This is a genomic window from Tropicimonas marinistellae (assembly GCF_001509585.1).
GTDB classification, from domain to species: domain Bacteria; phylum Pseudomonadota; class Alphaproteobacteria; order Rhodobacterales; family Rhodobacteraceae; genus Tropicimonas; species Tropicimonas marinistellae.
On the sequence record NZ_LNCI01000002.1, the window covers coordinates 600,485 to 617,683 of the forward strand.

15 protein-coding genes are annotated in these 17,199 nt (G+C 66.8%); 10 read left to right on the top strand and 5 right to left on the bottom strand.

Annotation, left to right across the window (positions count from 1 at the left end; genetic code table 11):
* Nucleotides 1–576 precede the first annotated feature (576 nt).
* Entirely contained in the window at nt 577–2,610 is a 2,034-nt protein-coding gene (locus tag ARC39_RS06030) for a Hint domain-containing protein (RefSeq protein WP_068111491.1), read from the top strand.
* A gap of 807 nt (nt 2,611–3,417) precedes the next feature.
* Here the strand turns inward: ARC39_RS06030 and ARC39_RS06040 are convergent.
* The 3 genes from ARC39_RS06040 to ARC39_RS06050 form a co-directional block, all read right to left on the bottom strand.
* Entirely contained in the window at nt 3,418–5,832 is a 2,415-nt protein-coding gene (locus ARC39_RS06040) for a GcvT family protein (protein WP_068111495.1), read from the bottom strand.
* 172 nt (nt 5,833–6,004) lie between these two features.
* Nucleotides 6,005–6,508 carry a hypothetical protein gene (locus ARC39_RS06045; RefSeq protein WP_068111497.1) on the bottom strand — a complete coding sequence of 168 codons (504 nt, stop codon included), beginning with the start codon at nt 6,506–6,508 and terminating at the stop codon, nt 6,005–6,007.
* 121 nt (nt 6,509–6,629) lie between these two features.
* A complete protein-coding gene (locus tag ARC39_RS06050) occupies nt 6,630–7,421 on the bottom strand; it encodes an enoyl-CoA hydratase (RefSeq protein WP_068111499.1) in 792 nt (263 codons plus the stop codon).
* A gap of 59 nt (nt 7,422–7,480) precedes the next feature.
* Here ARC39_RS06050 and ARC39_RS06055 point away from each other — a divergent pair, with 59 nt between their 5' ends.
* Nucleotides 7,481–7,903 carry a PaaI family thioesterase gene (locus ARC39_RS06055; RefSeq protein WP_068111502.1) on the top strand — a complete coding sequence of 141 codons (423 nt, stop codon included), beginning with the start codon at nt 7,481–7,483 and terminating at the stop codon, nt 7,901–7,903.
* A gap of 61 nt (nt 7,904–7,964) precedes the next feature.
* Here ARC39_RS06055 and ARC39_RS06060 read toward each other — a convergent pair whose 3' ends face one another.
* Nucleotides 7,965–8,198: a DUF1127 domain-containing protein gene (locus ARC39_RS06060; protein ID WP_068111505.1), complete on the bottom strand. Its 234-nt coding sequence runs from the start codon at nt 8,196–8,198 to the stop codon at nt 7,965–7,967.
* Nucleotides 8,199–8,288: 90 nt separating this feature from the next.
* Here ARC39_RS06060 and ARC39_RS06065 point away from each other — a divergent pair, with 90 nt between their 5' ends.
* The 4 genes from ARC39_RS06065 (at nt 8,289) to chrA (ending at nt 12,379) form a co-directional block, all read left to right on the top strand.
* The gene (locus ARC39_RS06065) at nt 8,289–9,686 is read left to right on the top strand and encodes an aminotransferase-like domain-containing protein (protein ID WP_068111508.1); all 1,398 of its coding nucleotides are present in this window, start codon (nt 8,289–8,291) and stop codon (nt 9,684–9,686) included.
* 168 nt (nt 9,687–9,854) lie between these two features.
* Entirely contained in the window at nt 9,855–10,313 is a 459-nt protein-coding gene (gene rplM / locus ARC39_RS06070; RefSeq protein ID WP_068111511.1) for a 50S ribosomal protein L13, read from the top strand.
* Nucleotides 10,314–10,318: 5 nt separating this feature from the next.
* The gene (gene rpsI / locus ARC39_RS06075) at nt 10,319–10,813 is read left to right on the top strand and encodes a 30S ribosomal protein S9 (protein ID WP_068111514.1); all 495 of its coding nucleotides are present in this window, start codon (nt 10,319–10,321) and stop codon (nt 10,811–10,813) included.
* 354 nt (nt 10,814–11,167) lie between these two features.
* Nucleotides 11,168–12,379, top strand: a complete 1,212-nt coding sequence (chrA, locus tag ARC39_RS06080) for a chromate efflux transporter (RefSeq protein WP_068111722.1) — start codon at nt 11,168–11,170, stop codon at nt 12,377–12,379.
* Nucleotides 12,380–12,411: 32 nt separating this feature from the next.
* Here chrA and ARC39_RS06085 read toward each other — a convergent pair whose 3' ends face one another.
* Nucleotides 12,412–13,041: a thiamine phosphate synthase gene (locus ARC39_RS06085; RefSeq protein ID WP_068111517.1), complete on the bottom strand. Its 630-nt coding sequence runs from the start codon at nt 13,039–13,041 to the stop codon at nt 12,412–12,414.
* A gap of 141 nt (nt 13,042–13,182) precedes the next feature.
* Here ARC39_RS06085 and ARC39_RS06090 point away from each other — a divergent pair, with 141 nt between their 5' ends.
* From ARC39_RS06090 to ARC39_RS06105, 4 genes are all read left to right on the top strand, one after another.
* A complete protein-coding gene (locus tag ARC39_RS06090) occupies nt 13,183–13,923 on the top strand; it encodes an RNA methyltransferase (RefSeq protein ID WP_068111725.1) in 741 nt (246 codons plus the stop codon).
* A gap of 16 nt (nt 13,924–13,939) precedes the next feature.
* On the top strand, nt 13,940–15,094 hold the full coding sequence (gene ctaA / locus ARC39_RS06095; protein WP_068111520.1) for a heme A synthase: 1,155 nt from the start codon (nt 13,940–13,942) through the stop codon (nt 15,092–15,094).
* Nucleotides 15,095–15,098: 4 nt separating this feature from the next.
* A complete protein-coding gene (locus ARC39_RS06100) occupies nt 15,099–16,559 on the top strand; it encodes a carboxypeptidase M32 (protein ID WP_068111522.1) in 1,461 nt (486 codons plus the stop codon).
* Between the two features lie 131 nt (nt 16,560–16,690).
* Nucleotides 16,691–17,155, top strand: a complete 465-nt coding sequence (locus ARC39_RS06105; RefSeq protein ID WP_078059102.1) for a nuclear transport factor 2 family protein — start codon at nt 16,691–16,693, stop codon at nt 17,153–17,155.
* Nucleotides 17,156–17,199: the final 44 nt, after the last annotated feature.

Below are 17,199 nucleotides of genomic sequence, written 5' to 3' on the forward strand. Positions count from 1 at the left end.
CTTGGGGGGGCGATGTTCTGTTGGCCACGAGGGTGGTCGCGCTGAGATGCGTAACGCTGCTGTTATGGAACGATGAAATCGTGCGAATGCCCGCCGAGTGCGGGCAGGCCGGGTGCTTGAGAAGAATGGACGGTGTGTGTCGTTCGTCTTCCTCCCGTTTGGTCACATGCCCGTTTCACGTTTCACGGCACCCTGCGTACAGTCGCGTACCGAACTTCAGGCCATGCGTTGCCTCAGACGGCTTCGACGAGACAAGTGACGGTGAGTGGACTGAATTGATGGCTGCCGCAAAGAAGCATTTCTTACCGACGCCCGGATTTTACCCGGGAGAGGGGGGGAGCCATATGTACCCGCTGTTTGGCGGATTTGACGATGTGTATTCTTGCGAGTGCCTTTTGATGAGTGGGAGCGTTGCACCGGTGGATTGTGGCCGCGGTTCTCCGGTGGTGTGTGTTGGGGGCGGCTGTGAATAGGCACGAACTCGATTTTAATGACCTTGGTGCTGGATCCCTCGTTTCGGATCAGTATTCGGAATGGGGGGTCCAGATTTCCTCCAAGGATGCCAGCCATCCACCCATGATCTTCGACACCGCCCGCCCGACCGGCGGCGATCGGGATCTGCATACCCACAATTTGCACAAGGTGCTGATCCTGTCGGAAGACGGCGATACGCGCGACCCCGACGACAATGCGCATGGCGGAACGCTCGTGTTCGACTTCGACAGGGCGGCCGCGGTTGAGAGCCTGCGGGTTCTGGATACCGAAGAGGGCGGGTCGGTTGCCTGTTTCGACGCCGAGGGAACGCTGATCAAGAAGGTCGCGCTGCCGCACACCGCCGACAACGGTCAGGCCGATGTGGAGATCGATGCCGAGGGTGTTTACCGGATGGAGGTCACGCTCGCGGGCTCCGCGGCGGTCGACAACCTCTGTTTCGCGATCGATCCGGAATGCGAGGACGGGTTGAACGGGATCGTCGAGGGCGACGAAACCGACAATCTCATCGATCTTGGCTACGACGGCGACCCGCAGGGCGACCGGATCGACAATGGCGACGCGATCCTGCCGGGGCAGGGACCCGATGACGATATCGTCTTTGCCGGCGGCGGCGACGATACCGTATTCGGCGAGCAGGGCGACGACAGGATCTATGGCGACCGCGCTTTCGGCGAGCCGGGACCCGTGGAAATCACGATCACGGACAGCGACGCGCATTTCGAGAACAAGCTCTTCGCCTACACGATCGATCCGGAGAGCGGCGATGTGAGCCATCTGGTCATCCTGAGCGAGAACGCGAAGGACGACGTCGGCAAGACGTTCTCGTACGACGTGAATTCCGCCTGCGGTGTCTTCGGCATCGGCATCGTCAGCCCCGAGGGTGTGTTCCTCTCGTCGGGCTACGGTGAAAACCTCGACCTCAATACTGACGGCAAGCTGCATACGGTCGGGCTGGGCGAGGAGGAGGACGGATCCGTCACCATCGGGTTCGAGGATTTGCGCTGTCTTGGCGACCGGGATTTCAACGATGTGATCGTCAATGTGAACCTCGGGACCTCCGGTGCCGAGTTCGACAACGCCCATTACGACTACGTGTCCGACGGGCCGGGCATCGACGACAGCGGGACCGGCGACGACATTCTCGACGGTGGGGCCGGAGACGATGTTCTTTTTGGCCAGAAGGGCGACGATACGCTGATTGGCGGCGCCGGCAGCGACAAGGCCTTCGGCGGCGTGGGCAACGATACCTTTATCGGTGATGCCGGGCAGCCCGGCGCCGGAGCCGACCTGATGGTCGGCGGCGACGACAAGGACACGTTCACCGGCGTCGATATTGGCGACGTGATCAGGGGCGGCGCGGGGGGTGTCGATCAGGACACGCTTGACCTGCGCGGCAGCGGGCCGATCAGGCTCGTGAACATCCGCCCCGACAGCGACGGCAACGGGTTCGATGGGACGGTGGAATTCCTGGATGCGCCGGGTGGCCACGTGTCCGGTCGCGCGCATTTCACCAATATCGAGACGATCATCCCGTGTTTCACGCCGGGGACGCGGATTGCGACGCCGACCGGCGAGAAGCTCGTGGAGCAGCTGACCGCGGGCGACAAGGTTCTCACGCGGGACAACGGCGTTCAGCAAATCCGCTGGTACGGACAGAAACGGATCGACTACGCGAAGCTCGGTGGCCTGCCGCATTTGCAGCCCGTGCTGATCCAGGCGGGCGCCCTGGGCGGCGGGCTTCCGGAGCAAGACATGCTGGTTTCGCCCAATCACCGCATGCTGGTGACGAACGATCGCGCCTCGCTCTACTTCGACGACCACGAGGTGCTGATCGCCGCCAAGCATCTGGTCGACAACCGCGGAATCCGCAGCCTGCGGACGTCGATCACGACCTATATCCACTTCATGTTCGACCAGCACGAGGTGGTGCTGGCCAACGGTGCATGGAGCGAGAGTTTCCAGCCGGGAAGCCATTCGATGCGCGGTCTCGGCAACGCGCAGCGGGACGAGATTCTGGCGTTGTTCCCGGATCTGGCGACAGAGAAAGGGCAGGGCGGCTATGCCGCGGCGCGCAAGACGTTGAAGCGGCACGAGGCCGTTCTACTGTGTCATTGAGTTTGGTGAGTATTGGGGTGTGCTTTTTGTGAGATGCGAGTGACTTAGGTGTGTTGGGTGCGTTATTTCGATAATCCCTTTGTGTGTTACCGAGTGGCGTTGGTTGTGTAATGAGTGGACCCCCTGTTGGTGGGCACCTGGGGGTGTCTGAGCGGGGGAGCCCTGGGGCTCCCCCGTTTCGTTTTACGTTGCGGCGGAACGGGTCGCCGGCGGACGGTGCCCGAAAAGACTCACTTCTCCCGAAAATTCCGCGCCCCGGCATTCCGGCAGCGCGGCCTGCCTCCAGATGGCTATGGTGACCGCGAGATAAACGGCCCCGTTCGAGGGCCGGAGAGGCAGGCATGATCAACAGCAAGGCAGCGGGCGCCCGGCGGCCCGGGCAAGACGACGTGACCCCGCGGCGGAGTTTCCACTTTCCCACGCGTGCTGGCGTGCAGACCGACTCCGGACGGAAACCGGCGGCGCGGTTGCGGCCGGGGGATGTCCTTCGCATCCCCGGTTTCACGCATTGCGCGCAGGTCCTGTGGGTTGCTGTCGGCGCGCGCGTGACGGTCATTTGCGGGCGTCCGGGAGGGCGCCGGAGCGATCATCCGAGCGTTGGACATGTCTCGCCGGAGACGGGAAAACTCGTTCTTTCCAGAATGCCACGGCCGGGGATGCCGGGCGCGGTGAGCTTGCAATAGCGCCACGCGTCCCCCCGGCGGCCCCGGGGGACGGGTGTCATCTGCTCGCCGCCCGTCCCCCGTCTGGTTGACCGCATCTGCCGTCCGGCAGACGACATTCCCTGCCTGCAGGACCCGCCCGGGCCTATCCGCGCATCCGCGCGCCATCGGGATCGAAGAGCGGCGCGGTGCGAACGACGGCCGACCGCATCTCTCCGAGGATCTCGATCTTCACCGCAAGCCCCTCGGCAATCCTGTCCGGGGGGAGGAACCCGATGGCCACGGATTCCTGTGCGTGGTGCGAATAACCCCCCGACGTGCAGAAGCCCACGACCCGCCCGTCAAGCCAGATCGGTTCGAACCCCACAACATCGGCGTCCGCAGCGTCCACGATCATCGTGCAAAGCCGTCGCTTCGGCCCGGCGACACGCTCGGCCTCGACAGCCGCCCGGCCAATGAAGTCGGCGGGCTTCTTCCAGGCGATGAAGCGGTCGAGCCCGGTCTCGCCGGGCGTGTAATCGGGCGAGAACTCCCGCAACCAGGCACCGAACCCCTTGTCGAGCCGGAGCGACATCATCGCGCGCATGCCGAACGGGCGCAGGCCCAGGTCCTCGCCGGCCTCCGAGAGCACGCGCCAGAGGTGCCGCTGGCTCATCGGGTCGACGTAGATCTCGTAACCCAGGTCACCGGTGTAGCTCACCCGTTGCGCGATGGCGTCGGCCATGCCGACCGTCAGCCGTTTCACGTCAAGAAACCGGAAGGCATCGGCGCTCACATCACCGCGCGTGACGCGCGCCAGCAATTCCCGCGCCTTCGGCCCGGCGATCTGAAACCCCGTACGCCGGTCGGAGATGTTCTCCACCGTGACGCCAGCCTCTCCGTGCTGTGCGAACCAGCGCTGGTGAAAGGTCTGGCTGGCGTAGGAGGCCGTGAGCTGGAATTCCTCCGGGCCAAGACAGGAAATCGTGAAATCGCCGATCAGCCGTCCCGACGGCGCCAGCATCGGCGAAAGCGAGAGGCGCCCCTGTTGCGGAATGCGCCCTGCCATGATGCGGTCCAGCCAGCCGCGCGCGTTCGGCCCGGTCACGGAGAATTTCCCGAAGTTCTGCAACTCGTTGATCCCGACGCCGCCCCGGACGGCGGCCACTTCGGCGGCGGCCGCCTCCCAGGCATTGGAGCGGCGGAAGCTTGGCACCTCGTAGGGTTCTTCCTCGCGCGGGGCGAAGTAGTTCACGACCTCCAGACCGAATTGCTGGCCGAAGACCGCGTTCATCCCCTTCCAGATGTCGTACATCGGCGTGGTGCGGAAGGGGCGGGCGGCGGGCAGTTCCTCGTTCGGGAAGGAGACGGAGAAGCGGTGCCGGTAGTTCTCCACCACCTTGGGCACGGTGTACCCCGGCGTCGTCCACGTCCCGAAGCGGGCCACGTCGAGGGCAAAGCTGTTCTGGGCCGGCTCGCCCTCGACCATCCATTGCGCCAGCGTCAGCCCGACCCCGCCGCCCTGGCTGAACCCGGCCATGACCGCGGCGGCGGCCCAGTAGTTGCGCAGCCCCGGCACCGGACCGACGAGCGGGTTGCCGTCGGGGGCAAAGGTGAAGGGTCCGTGGATGACGGATTTGACCCCGGCCGTTTCCAGCACCGGCACCCGGCGGTAGGCGAAAGCGATGGATTCCTCGATCTTGTCGAACTGGTCGTTCAGCAATTCGTGGCCGAAGTCCCACGGCGTGCCGTCCACCGCCCAGGGCTCGCAGGGCTGTTCGTAGAAGCCGATACAGAGCCCGCGCCCCTCCTGGCGCATGTAGCTTTCGCCGCCGGGATCAATAATGTGCGGGAACTCCTTGTCCCGGTTGTATATTTCGGGGATGTCGTCGGTCACGATATACTGGTGCGCCATGGGCAGCAGCGGCAGGTACACGCCGGCCATCGCCGCCACCTCGCGTGCCCAAAGCCCAGCGGCATTGACCACGTGTTCGGCGTGGATCGTGCCCTGTTCGGTCACCACGTCCCAGGTGCCATCGGTGCGGGGATTGGTTTGCAGGACCTTGCAATGGGTCACGATTTCGGCGCCCGCCATTCGGGCGGCCTTGGCATAGGCGTGGGTCGTGCCCGCCGGGTCCAGGTGCCCGTCGAGCGGATCGTAGAGGCCGCCGAGGATGCCATCCACATTCACAAGCTCTGCCATCTCCTTGATTTCACGCGGAGACAGGAGTTCCGTCTCCAGCCCCATGTACCGGTGCTTGGCGCGCTCCGCCTTCAGCATGTCGAGGCGCTCCGGCGTATCGGCAAGGGTGATCCCGCCCACATGGTGCAGCCCGCAGGACATGCCCGTGGTCGCCTCAAGCTCCTTGTAGAGCCCAATCGTGTACCCCTGGAGCGCCGCCATGTTGGTGTCGCCATTGAGCGTGTGAAAGCCGCCCGCCGCGTGCCACGTCGAGCCGCTCGTCAGGTCGGAGCGCTCCAGCAGCAGCACATCGGTCCAGCCAAGCTTGGTCAGGTGGTAGAGAACCGAACAGCCGACGACGCCGCCGCCGATGACACAGACCTGGGTGGTGGTTTTCATGTGAGGCTCCCCGAGATTCCTGTGTCCAGCCTCAAAGCGCGCAGGCTCCGGCGCTAGGCGATTTGCGACAGGTGATGTCGCAGGCAGTCATCCGGGGAGGGCGGGCGCACAATGGAAGGCGGAGCAGCCCGCGCCGGTTGCCCCGTCGTGCGCACAACGCGCGCAGGCCAAGTCAGGTGATCGCGCCGGTCAGCGCCGTGTCGATATCTGCCAGGGCCTTGTGTTCCGTGTCCGATACCGCTTCGCCGCCGAAGCCGAGGAACCCGCCCTCCTTGGCCGCCTGCGCTACGCTGTCGGCGATCCCGAGCAGCCAGGCGTTGAACGCATCGGCCTCCGCCGGGGCGTTGCTCCGAACGATCCCGGAGATTTCGCGCAGGCGGACAATCGCCGCCTCGCAGGCTTCGGCGGGCTTGCGCCCCTTCACGAGTTCCCGGACACCATCGCGCGCAATGCCGCGCGCCTCGGAGGTGTCGAACGCGTTGACCGCTTCGGCAAGCAGCGAGCCCGCTGCCGCATCGGCCTTGGCGGCCGTCATCGCCCGCGCGACCGCGGCACTTTCCTGGAACGCCCCGATCAACCCGCTCGGGTCCGCGGCCGTGACGGCAAATCCCGCGACCAGCGGCGCCTGGATCACAAGGCCCCATTCCTCGTCGGTGAAATTCTCTCTGACAGCCATCTCTTCAATTCCTCCCTTCCTGAAATCCGCGCCACCGGCCCTGTAGGAAGGCGGCGCAAGTCAATTGGTACGCGCCCGTCCGTTCCCGGTCCACCGGCATCCTGCGAGGCGGCGCAGCCGATCATTCCGACCAGTCTGGCTTGCGCTTCTCGATGAAGGCGGCGATGCCCTCGTCCGTGTCCCGCCAGAGCATGTTTTCCGTCATCACCGCCGCGGCGTGGGCGTAGGCGTCGGCGATCTCCATGTCGATCTGCTCGTAGAAGGCGCGCTTGCCGATCCGGACCGCCGCGTCCAGCTTGCCGGCGAGCGTGTCGGCCAGCGCCGCCGTCCGGGCGGCCAGCTCGGGATGCGGAACCACGTGGTTGACCAGGCCCATGGCCTCGGCTCTGCCGGCGTCGATGAATTCGCCGGTCGTCAGTAATTCGAACGCTTTCTTGCGCGGAACCGCACGGGTCAGCGCGACCATGGGTGTGGAACAGAACAGGCCGATATTCACGCCGTTGACGCCAAACCGCGTGCCCTCGGCGGCAACCGCCATGTCGCAGGACGCGACGAGCTGGCATCCGGCGGCGGTGGCGATCCCGTGGACTTCCGCGATCACCGGCTGCGGGAGGCGTTGCAGGCCGAGCATCACCTCGGCGCAGCGGCAGAAAAGGTTCGCGAAATAGGCCGCCCCGGCATCTTCGGACTGGCGGCCCGCCTGCATCTCCTTCAGGTCGTGACCGGCGCAGAAGACCTTGCCGGCCCCCCGAAGCACCACCACGCGAATCCCGCGATCCTCTTCAAGCGCCGCGATCTGTTCACTCAGCGCGGCCAGCATTGCGTCCGACAGGGCGTTGAGCGCCGCCGGCCGGTTCAGTGTCAGTTCCGCAACGTAACCGCGGTCCTCGCGCAGCAAGATCTCGTCCGGCATCCCGTCCTCCCATAGCCTTGGCCGAACAGTAACCGGGTAGCAGCGGAGGGGAAGGGCCGATGTCCTTGATGATGACGGCGGAGGAGCTGGACGCGTTCATTTCGCGCGAGTTTCCGCAAGTGGTGAACGATTTCCACGTCGAGGATCTGCGGGAGGACGGGATTCGCGTGCGCATGCAAATCGGGGAGCGCCATCTCAGGCCGGGCGGCACGGTTTCCGGGCCGTCGATGTTCTCGCTCGTGGATGTGTCGATCTACCTTGCGGTGCTCAGCCGTATTGGGCCGGTGGCGCTCGCCGTCACGACGAACTGCTCGATCGACTTCATGCGCAAGCCCGTGGCCGGACGGGATCTGCTCTGCGATGCGCGGCTGCTGAAACTCGGGCGGCAACTGGCCGTGGGGGATGCGCTGATATTCAGCGAGGGCGCGACCGAGCCGGTCGCGCGGGCTGGCGTGACCTATGCGATCCCGCCACGGCGCTGAGCCCAAAAAAACGGCGGGCCAGAGGCGCCGCCGCAGTACGAAAGCCCGTCGCAGGGAAGTGTCAGGGCCTCCAACAGGGTTTCTGAAGTTCCAGCTGTGCGTCGTACGGGCTGATGCCCACGTCACGGAGCTGGCTCGGTGTGAGTTTGGACAGCGCGATCCGGCTGCGGCGGCGGCGATCCCATTTGGCAACCGCCACGGCCACGCGCAGTGCCAGTTGCGCGGCCAGCGGCAGCGGTGCATGGGCCTGCAATTGCTCGATATGGAGCGCGGTGGGAGCGGGGGAATGTGCCATGGGAACCTCCAAGATTGTGTTGACACAATGTTGCGTTACAATTACGAGATTGTGTTACATCTGAATGATTGTACGGTCTAGGAAAGTATTGTGTCGGATACAAAATGGGCCGAGGGCCTGCTGCTCGACGGGCGCACGAAGTACAAGTCGCTGGCCGATCATCTCGGTGCGGCGATCGGGAACGGAACGCTCAAGGTCGGGGACAAGCTGCCTCCGGTCCGCCAACTCGCCTGGACGCTCGATGTCACGCCCGGCACGGTTGCGCGGGCCTATTCCATGCTGACCGATGCCGGCCTGCTGGAAGCGGTGGTCGGCCGCGGCACCTTCGTCGCGCCCAAGGCGCGCCCGGTCGTGGATGACGTCTGGTCCCGCGCGACGCCGGCGGATGACGGCACCGTCAACCTCTATGCGCCGCGGCTTCCCGACATGGGGCAGGTGGCCGCGGTGCGCCGTGCGCTGATCGAGGTCGCCGAAGGCGCGGCGACGGATCTCGTGGAATATCCCAACCGCGACGCCTTCCGGCCCGCGCGGGAGGCGGTCGTCGGCTGGCTGTCCGATGTCATGCTCGGGCCGCTGGATCAGGACGACATCGTGCTGTCCCATGGCGGCCAGAACGGGATATCGCTGGTCATGCAGGCGGCCTTGCGGGCGCCGTCGCCGGTGGTTCTGGTGGAGGATCTGAGCTACGCCGGGTTCCGGCGCGCGGCGGAAATGCTGCGTGTCGAGGTGGTCGGCGTGCCGTCCGATGCTGAGGGCGTCATCCCCGAGGAGCTGGAGCGCCTTGCCATCCGCCACGGTGCGCAATTGTTCTGCACCTCGCCCGAGGTTCACAATCCGACCGGCAACCATACCGGGCTGGCGCGGCGCAAGGCGCTGGTGGCGGCCTGTCGGCGGGCCGGGGGGGTGCAGATCCTGGAGGACGATTGCTACCGGACCGGCCCGGCCCGCGCGCCCTCCTACCGGGCGCTCTGGCCGGACGGCGGATGGCATGTCTCCTCGATCTCCAAGACGATCACCCCGGCATTGCGGATCGGCTTCGCGGTGGCGGCGCGCGGGCGCGCCAAGGACTTGCGGCGCGCGGCGGAATACGGCTTCTTCGGCCTCGCGCGTCCGCTGGCGGAGGTCGCGCGGATCATCCTTCGCGATTCCGAAACGAAAGCATGCTGCGAGCGCGTTCGCCGGCGCATCCGGGAGTACATCCGCGTCGCGGTGAATGCGCTCGGCGGCTACGACCTGCGCTGGCACGAGGAGGTCCCCTTCCTCTGGCTCACCCTGCCTCGGGGATGGCGCGCCGCGGAATTCACGCTGGCCGCGGAGCGGGCCGGCATCCAGCTGCGCTCCGCCGAGGAATTCGCGCTTCGCGAGGGGCGCGCGCCGCACGCGGTCCGCATCGCGGTGAACGGACAAATCCCGCTGGATCGGTTCGAACAGGCCATGCAGCGCCTGCGCGACCTGCTCGACAATCCGCCGGAACACATGGCGGTTTGACCCGAGTTCATGGGGTAATATGATACCGTAATTTCAAGTGCATGAAATTGCACGGTTTTCGCGACATGTTTGTGCTTGACCGGGCGTGCGAAACCTTTAGAACCGCGCCATCAATCGTTTTGGGCGCCGGTTCGGTTGCCCCCCGATACGCATACAAGAGCAAGAGCCATGAAAACCTATACCGCGACCCCTGCGGAGATCGAAAAGAAATGGATCATCATCGACGCCGAGGGCGTGGTGCTGGGCCGTCTCGCCTCGATCGTCGCCAATCGCCTGCGCGGCAAGCACAAGGCGACCTACACCCCGCACATGGACATGGGCGACAATGTCATCGTGATCAATGCCGAGAAAGTGCAGATCACCGGCAACAAGCGCGCCAAGCCGAACTACTGGCACACCGGCTACCCGGGCGGCATCAAGTCCCGCACCACCGGCCAGATCCTCGAGGGCAAGTACCCCGAGCGCGTCGTGACCCAGGCGGTGAAGCGCATGCTGCCGGGCAACCGGCTCTCCCGCCAGCAGATGACCAACCTGCGCGTCTATGCCGGGTCCGAGCATCCGCATGAAGCCCAGCAGCCCGAAGTGCTGGACGTCAAATCCATGAACAAGAAAAACACCCGGAGCTGAGGCACATGGTTGAAGAAGTCAAATCCCTCGCCGAGCTGAACGAAGTTGCCGAAGGCGCCGTTCCGGGCGTCGAAATCGAGCTGGAGGCGCCGCGCGAGCCCGTCCGCGACGAGCTGGGCCGCTCCTATGCCACCGGCAAGCGGAAGGACGCGGTGGCCCGCGTCTGGATCAAGCCGGGCTCCGGCAAGGTCACCGTGAACGGCCGCGACATCACCACCTACTTCGCCCGCCCGGTTCAGCAGCTGATCCTGAACCAGCCGTTCCAGGTCGCCGGCGTCGAAGGCGAATTCGACGTGGTCGCCACCGTCAAGGGCGGCGGTCTGTCCGGCCAGGCCGGTGCGGTCAAGCACGGCATCTCCAAGGCCCTGCAACTCTACGATCCGGCCCTGCGCGCGCCGCTCAAGGCCGCGGGCTTCCTGACCCGCGACAGCCGCGTGGTGGAACGCAAGAAGTTCGGCCGCCGCAAGGCCCGCCGGAGCTTCCAGTTCTCCAAGCGCTGACCGGCGCCAGCACGGGACGGTCCGGACGCGCCGCGCTTCGGCAAGGCCATCGCGCAAAACGAATACGGAGGCTGCAATCGCGGCCTCCGTTTTTCTTTGCGGGCGCCACCGTTCCAGAACCGGCCCCGCATACCGGCCCAGCCGCCGGCCTGCCTTCTTCTGTCGTCAAATATCCTGGGGGTTTGGGGGTGAAACCCCCAATGCCTCCGCGCGGGCGCGTCGGCGCCGCGCGACGAGTCGAGGTCGCGCCTTTTTCCTGTTGCATGGCGGTGCTACCACCTCCCCATGCAGCGCGACACCGACCCCGCCGATGAGATCCCGCAGCCAGCCGATGGCGCCGCGGATTCCGAGCCAATGCCCGCAACCGGCACCTGGGAGATCTTCCGCATCTTCCTCGGCCTCGGCCTGACCTCCTTCGGCGGCCCGATCGCCCATCTCGGCTACTACCGGACAGCCTTCGTCACGCGCCGCGGCTGGCTGAGCGAAGCCGCCTATGCCGATCTGGTCGCCCTCTGCCAGTTTCTGCCGGGCCCGGCCTCGACGCAGGTGAGCTTCTCCGTCGGCCTGATCCGCGGCGGCTGGAAGGGCGGGCTGGCGGCGTGGTGCGGCTTCACCCTCCCGTCGGCGCTCCTCCTGCTTCTCTTCGCCTACGGGGCCGGCATGACACAGGCGCCCGCCTTCACCGGTGCCATTGCCGGGCTGAAGATCCTTGCCGTGGCCGTCGTGGCCGACGCGGTCTACGGCATGGGCCGCAGCCTTGCGCCGGGCGGGGCGCGGCTGGAGATCGCGCTCGCCGCCCTGGCTGCCCTCGGAATGCTTCCGGGCGCGGGCGGCCAGGTCGCGGTGATCCTGGCCGGCGGCCTCGCGGGATGGGCCCTGTCCCTGGGCACCGCGGCAGACACGCAGGGGGCGGTGCATTTCCAGCGGCAGAACCTGCCCGGTCGCGGCACCGGTCCGGGGCTCGTCGGCCTTGCGCTGCTCTTGCTGGTGATCCCGCCGCTCCTGCTCGCGGCCGGTCTGGGCGGACCGGGCCTCGCGCTCTTCGAGGCCTTCTACCGCGCCGGGGCGCTGGTCTTCGGCGGCGGTCACGTCGTCCTGCCGCTCCTGCAGGACGCGGTCGTCGCCCCGGGATGGACCGATGCCGACACCTTCCTTGCCGGATATGGCGCCGCGCAGGCCGTGCCGGGCCCGATCTTCACCTTCGCGGCCTATCTCGGCGCGGTCTCCGGCCCGCCGACGCCGGGCGGGCTGACCGGCGCGGCCATCGCGCTCGTGGCGATCTTCCTGCCGGGGCTGCTGCTGGTGGCGGGGACGCTGCCGTGGTGGGTCGAACTGCGCCGCCTCGCGGCGGCGCGCGCGATCATGGCCGGCGTCAACGCGGCGGTGGTCGGGGTGCTTGCGGCGGCGCTCTACGATCCGGTTTTCACCACCGGCATCCGCGACACGCTGGGCTTTGCTATGGCCGTGGCGGCGTTCTTCGCCCTGCGCACCTGGAAACTGCCGGTCTGGATGGTGGTGATCGCCACCGCCGCCGCCGGCAGCCTGCGTGCCGTGACGGGGATCTGACCGCCGGCGGGGCAGGGGCCCTTGGCCGCTCGTCAGCCGGCGCCGGCCATCAGCGCCGCAAGGGCCGCCACCGCGTCCTCCTGCGACCAGATCTCGGTGCCGATCCCGAAGAAATCCGTGATCGGCGCGAGGCCACGCACCAGCTCCGGCGTCAACCCGCCCTCTGCCACGACCGGCAGTTCGATCATCTGCGACCACCACTCGAACAGGTCCCGCTCCGCGACCGAGCCGTCGCCAAGCGCCGTTTCGCCCACCGGCCCGAAGGCGATGTAATCGGCCCCGGCCTCGCCCGCGTTCATCCCGTCGTGCCGGGAGGTGCCGCAATGGCTGCCGACGATAGCATCCTCGCCCAGGTCCTTGCGGGCATCGCGGATGCCGCGCGCCCCGCTCAGGTGCACCCCGTCCAGCCCGTGCCGCTCCACCAGCCGCAGGTGGCTGTCGATCACGATGGCCACGTCGCGGGCATGGCAGACCGCCCGGCAGGCATCCGCGGCCCGTGCAATCCTGTCCTCGTCCTGGCTCGCCAGCGCCAGCCGCACGCAGGCGATGTCGCGCGCATCGAGCACCGACGCCAGCCGGTCGGGGAACCGCGAAAGCTCGAACTCCGGCGGCGTGATCAGGTAAATCTGCGGCTGCTCGCCGTCGTGTCCGGTGTCGGCCATCTGTCTCTCCGGCGTCTCGTCTGGTCGTCTGGTATCGGCGGTTGTCTTACCTCCCTTTTCGGCGCTGCGCCATGGCTGCTTGATGCCAGCGGTCCCGCGGCGTATCAGGGCCTCCGAGCCGCAGACAACGCCAGAGATTTCATGTCCCAGCCAGCCTTCATCCTCGTGCGCCCGCAGATGGGCGAGAACATCGGCGGGGCGGCGCGGGCGATGTGGAACTTCGGCCTCGACCGGATGCGCCTTGTCAGCCCGCGCGATGGCTGGCCCAACCCGCGCGCGGTGGCGCTGGCGAGCGGGGCAGGGCGGCTTCTGGACACCGCCGGGCATTTCGACAGCGTCGCCGATGCGATCGGCGATTGCACCCATGTCTACGCCACCACGGCGCGGGTGCGCGGGCTGACCAAACCGGTGATGACGCCGGAGCAGGCGATGGCGGAGGCTCGTGCGGTCACCGCCGCCGGCGGCAAGGTCGGCCTCATGTTCGGCCCGGAACGCGCCGGGCTGGAGAACGAGGATGTGGCGCGCGCCCATGCCATCGTCACGGTGCCGGTGAACCCGGAGTTCTTCTCCCTCAACCTCGCGCAATGCGTGCTGCTCCTCGCCTACGAATGGCGGCGCCAGAGCGCGGCGCCGGTGGAGGCGCCGGACATAGAGCGCGCGCAGGCCATCGAGGTGGAGAAACTGGCCGACCATTTCGACCAGCGGCTCACCGACGCGGGCTTCTTCTTTCCGCCCACCAAGGCGCCGGGGATGCGGCTGGCGATGCGCAACATGCTGTCGCGGCTGGCATTGACCCGCGCCGACGTGCAGATATTTCACGGGATGCTGCGGCAATTGACCCGGCAGCAGCCCAGTAACGAAAACCAGCGATCCGACCCTTAACCGGCAGGAGACAGGCATGGCCGAAAAGCGAAGCATCTTCGAAGAGGTGCAGGAGGCGAAAGGCGAACCGGCGAAGGCCCGCACCGCCGCCCCCGGCGCCATAGACCGCGCCCATCGTGGCGCGCGCCGCGGCATCCGCCTCTGGCTGGCGGTTCTCTTCGCCCTCGTGGTGGTCATGATCGTCGTCGGCGGGCTCACCAGGCTCACCGATTCCGGCCTCTCGATCACCGAATGGGCGCCGGTCACCGGCGCAATCCCCCCGATGTCGGAGGCGGCCTGGACCGCGGAATTCGAGAAATACCAGCAGATCCCGGAATACCAGCTCCAGAACAGCGACATGACGCTGGCGGAGTTCAAGTCGATCTACTGGTGGGAATGGGGGCACCGGCAATTGGGCCGCGTGATCGGCCTGGTCTGGGCGATTGGCTTCCTGGGCTTCTGGCTCACCCGGAACATCCCGACCGGCTGGACCGGGCGGCTACTGCTGCCCGGTGTGCTCGGCGGCGTCCAGGGGGCGATCGGCTGGTGGATGGTCTCCAGCGGCCTCGGCGGCGAGGCGCTCGACGTGGCGCCCTACCGGCTGGCGGTGCATCTCGGCCTTGCCTTCGTCATCCTCGGGCTGATCGCCTGGTATGTCCTGCTCCTCTCCCGTCCGGAGCGCGAGCTGCTGCAGGCGCGCCGCCAGAAGGAGGCGAAACTCTGTGGCCTCTCCACGGGCTTGCTGCACCTCGTGTTCCTGCAGATCCTGATCGGCGCGCTGGTCGCCGGCACCGACGCGGGCCGCGCCTATCCCACATGGCCGCTCATGGCCGGCGGTCTCCTGCCGCCAGACCCGTTCGAGATCGTGCCCGCCTGGCGCAACTTCTTCGAGAACGAGGGGCTGGTGCAGTTCATCCACCGTACGGTGGGCTATATCGCCTTCGTCTTCGCCCTCGTGGTCTGGAACCGCGGCCGCCAGTCCACCCACGCCCGCACCCGGCGCGCCTTCGACTGGGTCGCCGTGCTCGCCTTCGGGCAGGTTGTGCTCGGCATCGTCGCCGTGCTCACCCAGGCACAATGGCACGTGGCCATCACCCACCAGCTCCTGGCGGTGATCCTCTGGGTGGCGATCCTGCGGGGCCGCTTCCTCGCCGGCTACCCGATTGCCAGTTCCGTTCGCGAGGGACGCTGACACGATGACATCCGCCTATGACGCGCTCATGCGCTACACCCGTGAAACCGAGGCGCTGAAACAGGTATTCGGCCGCCTGGGCTGGGATCAGGAAACCGTCATGCCGCCCGGCGCCGCGCCGCAACGCGCCGACGAGATGGCGGCGATGGAAGGCGTCCTGCACGCCCGGAAGACCGATCCGCGCGTGGCCGAGTGGCTCGCCGCTGCCACGCCCGCAACCGATGTCGAGGCCGCGCAGCTTCGCCAGCTGGAGCGAGAGCACCGGCGCGCGACCAGGGTGCCCGCCGATCTGGCCGCAGCGATCGCACGCACCACCAGCCTCGCGCAGGGGATCTGGGCCGACGCCCGGGCGCGGGACGATTTCGCCGGTTTCGCGCCGACGCTCGCGGAGGTCCTGAACCTGCGCCGCCAGGAAGCCGCCGCGCTGGCCGACGGCGGCGATCTCTACGACGCATTGCTGGACGATTACGAGCCGGGCGCCACGGGCGAGGAGCTTGCGGCGATGTTCGAGACGCTGCGGCCGCGCCTCGTCGCGCTGCGGGAGCGGTTGCTGGAGAACGGGAACAGCACGCCGCGCCTCGCGGGCCATTTCGACGAGGCCGCCCAGCTCCGGCTGGCGGAGGAATGCGCCCGCGTTTTCGGATACGATTTCGACCACGGGCGGATGGACAAGGCCGTGCATCCCTTCTCCTCCGGGTCCGGTCTCGATTCCCGGATCACGACGCGCACCGACCCGAAAGACCCGCTCAACTGTCTCTATTCGACGATTCACGAAGTGGGACACAGCACCTACGAGCAGAACGTCTCCCGTGACTACCTGCTGACGCCCATCGGCATGGGCGCCTCCATGGGCGTTCACGAGAGCCAAAGCCGCATCTACGAGAACCAGCTCGGCCGCAGCCGCGGCTTCACCGGCTGGCTCCACGGGCGTTTCAGCGAGGTTTTCGGGGATTTCGGCCTGCAAGACGCGGAGTCCTTCCACGCCGCGCTCAATGCCGTGCACCCGGGCTATATACGCACCGAGGCCGACGAGGTGCATTACAACCTCCACGTGCTGCTGCGCTTCGACCTGGAACGCGCGCTGGTGCGCGGCGACCTCGAAGTGACCGATCTCGATGCCGCCTGGAACGAACGTTTCGCGGCCGACTTCGGCGTGGCGGTCGACCGGCCCTCGAACGGTGTCTTGCAGGACGTCCATTGGTCCGTCGGCCTGTTCGGCTACTTCCCGACCTACACGCTGGGCAATGTCTATGCCGGCTGCCTGTTCGAGGCGCTGACCGCGGCGGTGCCGGACTGGGAGCAAAGCCTCGCCCAAGGCGACGCCGGCCCGTCCACCGCGTGGCTGCGCGAAAACCTCCAGCACCACGGGGCCGTGCGTCCGCCACGCGAAACCATCGAGGCCGCCACCGGCGCCCCGATCAGCGTCGAGCCGCTGCTGGCGTATCTCGAAGGCAAATTCGCATAGCCCCACGGGTTTGACGGAGATGCCGATCTCGCGGCATTTCAGTGCATCCTGACCCACGTCATGGCGATGACCCTGGGGAAGGGGATACAATATCTCCCGTTCACCAAGCGTTTATTTCACGGGAGGGGATTATGAAAACTGCAATGACGGTGTTTCTTGTCAGTGCGGCGATCGGTCTGTCGGGGTTTGGAACCGCATGGGCGGCTGAGGGAAGTCAGAACGCCGATGTGAAGGCGATCCAGGACATCTGGGTCACCTACCAGACAACCCGCGTTGCCGCCGATGCCGATGCCTGGCTGGCGCTCTGGGACGAGGACGCATTGAAGATGGGGCAGGGTCGCCCGACCCAGACCTATGACGAACTCGTCGCAAGCGCGCCGAAGAAGTTCGTTCCGGGGACGCTCGCCGCGATGCAAATCGACGCCGGGGAAATCGTCGTCCTCGGGGATTGGGCCTTTTCCAGCGGAACCTATTCCGTCGATCCCATCAAGGATGGCGAGACCATGCATCTCGAAGGCAAGTTCCTGAGCGTCTTCAAACGCCAGGACGACGGATCGTGGAAGATCTACCGCGACAGCGCCAGCATGAACCAATGAACCAACGGTGGCGTCCGGCGCAGGGGTCGGACGCCACGCCTTTG

Excerpts from the sequence above, each read along its gene's own strand:
- ARC39_RS06030 (WP_068111491.1), top strand. The coding sequence starts at position 577 with ATGATCTTCGACACCGCCCGCCCGACCGGCGGCGATCGGGATCTGCAT.
- ARC39_RS06040 (WP_068111495.1), bottom strand. The coding sequence starts at position 5,832 with ATGAAAACCACCACCCAGGTCTGTGTCATCGGCGGCGGCGTCGTCGGC.
- ARC39_RS06045 (WP_068111497.1), bottom strand. The coding sequence starts at position 6,508 with ATGGCTGTCAGAGAGAATTTCACCGACGAGGAATGGGGCCTTGTGATC.
- ARC39_RS06050 (WP_068111499.1), bottom strand. The coding sequence starts at position 7,421 with ATGCCGGACGAGATCTTGCTGCGCGAGGACCGCGGTTACGTTGCGGAA.
- ARC39_RS06055 (WP_068111502.1), top strand. The coding sequence starts at position 7,481 with ATGTCCTTGATGATGACGGCGGAGGAGCTGGACGCGTTCATTTCGCGC.
- ARC39_RS06060 (WP_068111505.1), bottom strand. The coding sequence starts at position 8,198 with ATGGCACATTCCCCCGCTCCCACCGCGCTCCATATCGAGCAATTGCAG.
- rplM (WP_068111511.1), top strand. The coding sequence starts at position 9,855 with ATGAAAACCTATACCGCGACCCCTGCGGAGATCGAAAAGAAATGGATC.
- rpsI (WP_068111514.1), top strand. The coding sequence starts at position 10,319 with ATGGTTGAAGAAGTCAAATCCCTCGCCGAGCTGAACGAAGTTGCCGAA.
- chrA (WP_068111722.1), top strand. The coding sequence starts at position 11,168 with ATGCCCGCAACCGGCACCTGGGAGATCTTCCGCATCTTCCTCGGCCTC.
- ARC39_RS06085 (WP_068111517.1), bottom strand. The coding sequence starts at position 13,041 with ATGGCCGACACCGGACACGACGGCGAGCAGCCGCAGATTTACCTGATC.
- ARC39_RS06090 (WP_068111725.1), top strand. The coding sequence starts at position 13,183 with ATGTCCCAGCCAGCCTTCATCCTCGTGCGCCCGCAGATGGGCGAGAAC.
- ctaA (WP_068111520.1), top strand. The coding sequence starts at position 13,940 with ATGGCCGAAAAGCGAAGCATCTTCGAAGAGGTGCAGGAGGCGAAAGGC.
- ARC39_RS06100 (WP_068111522.1), top strand. The coding sequence starts at position 15,099 with ATGACATCCGCCTATGACGCGCTCATGCGCTACACCCGTGAAACCGAG.
- ARC39_RS06105 (WP_078059102.1), top strand. The coding sequence starts at position 16,691 with ATGAAAACTGCAATGACGGTGTTTCTTGTCAGTGCGGCGATCGGTCTG.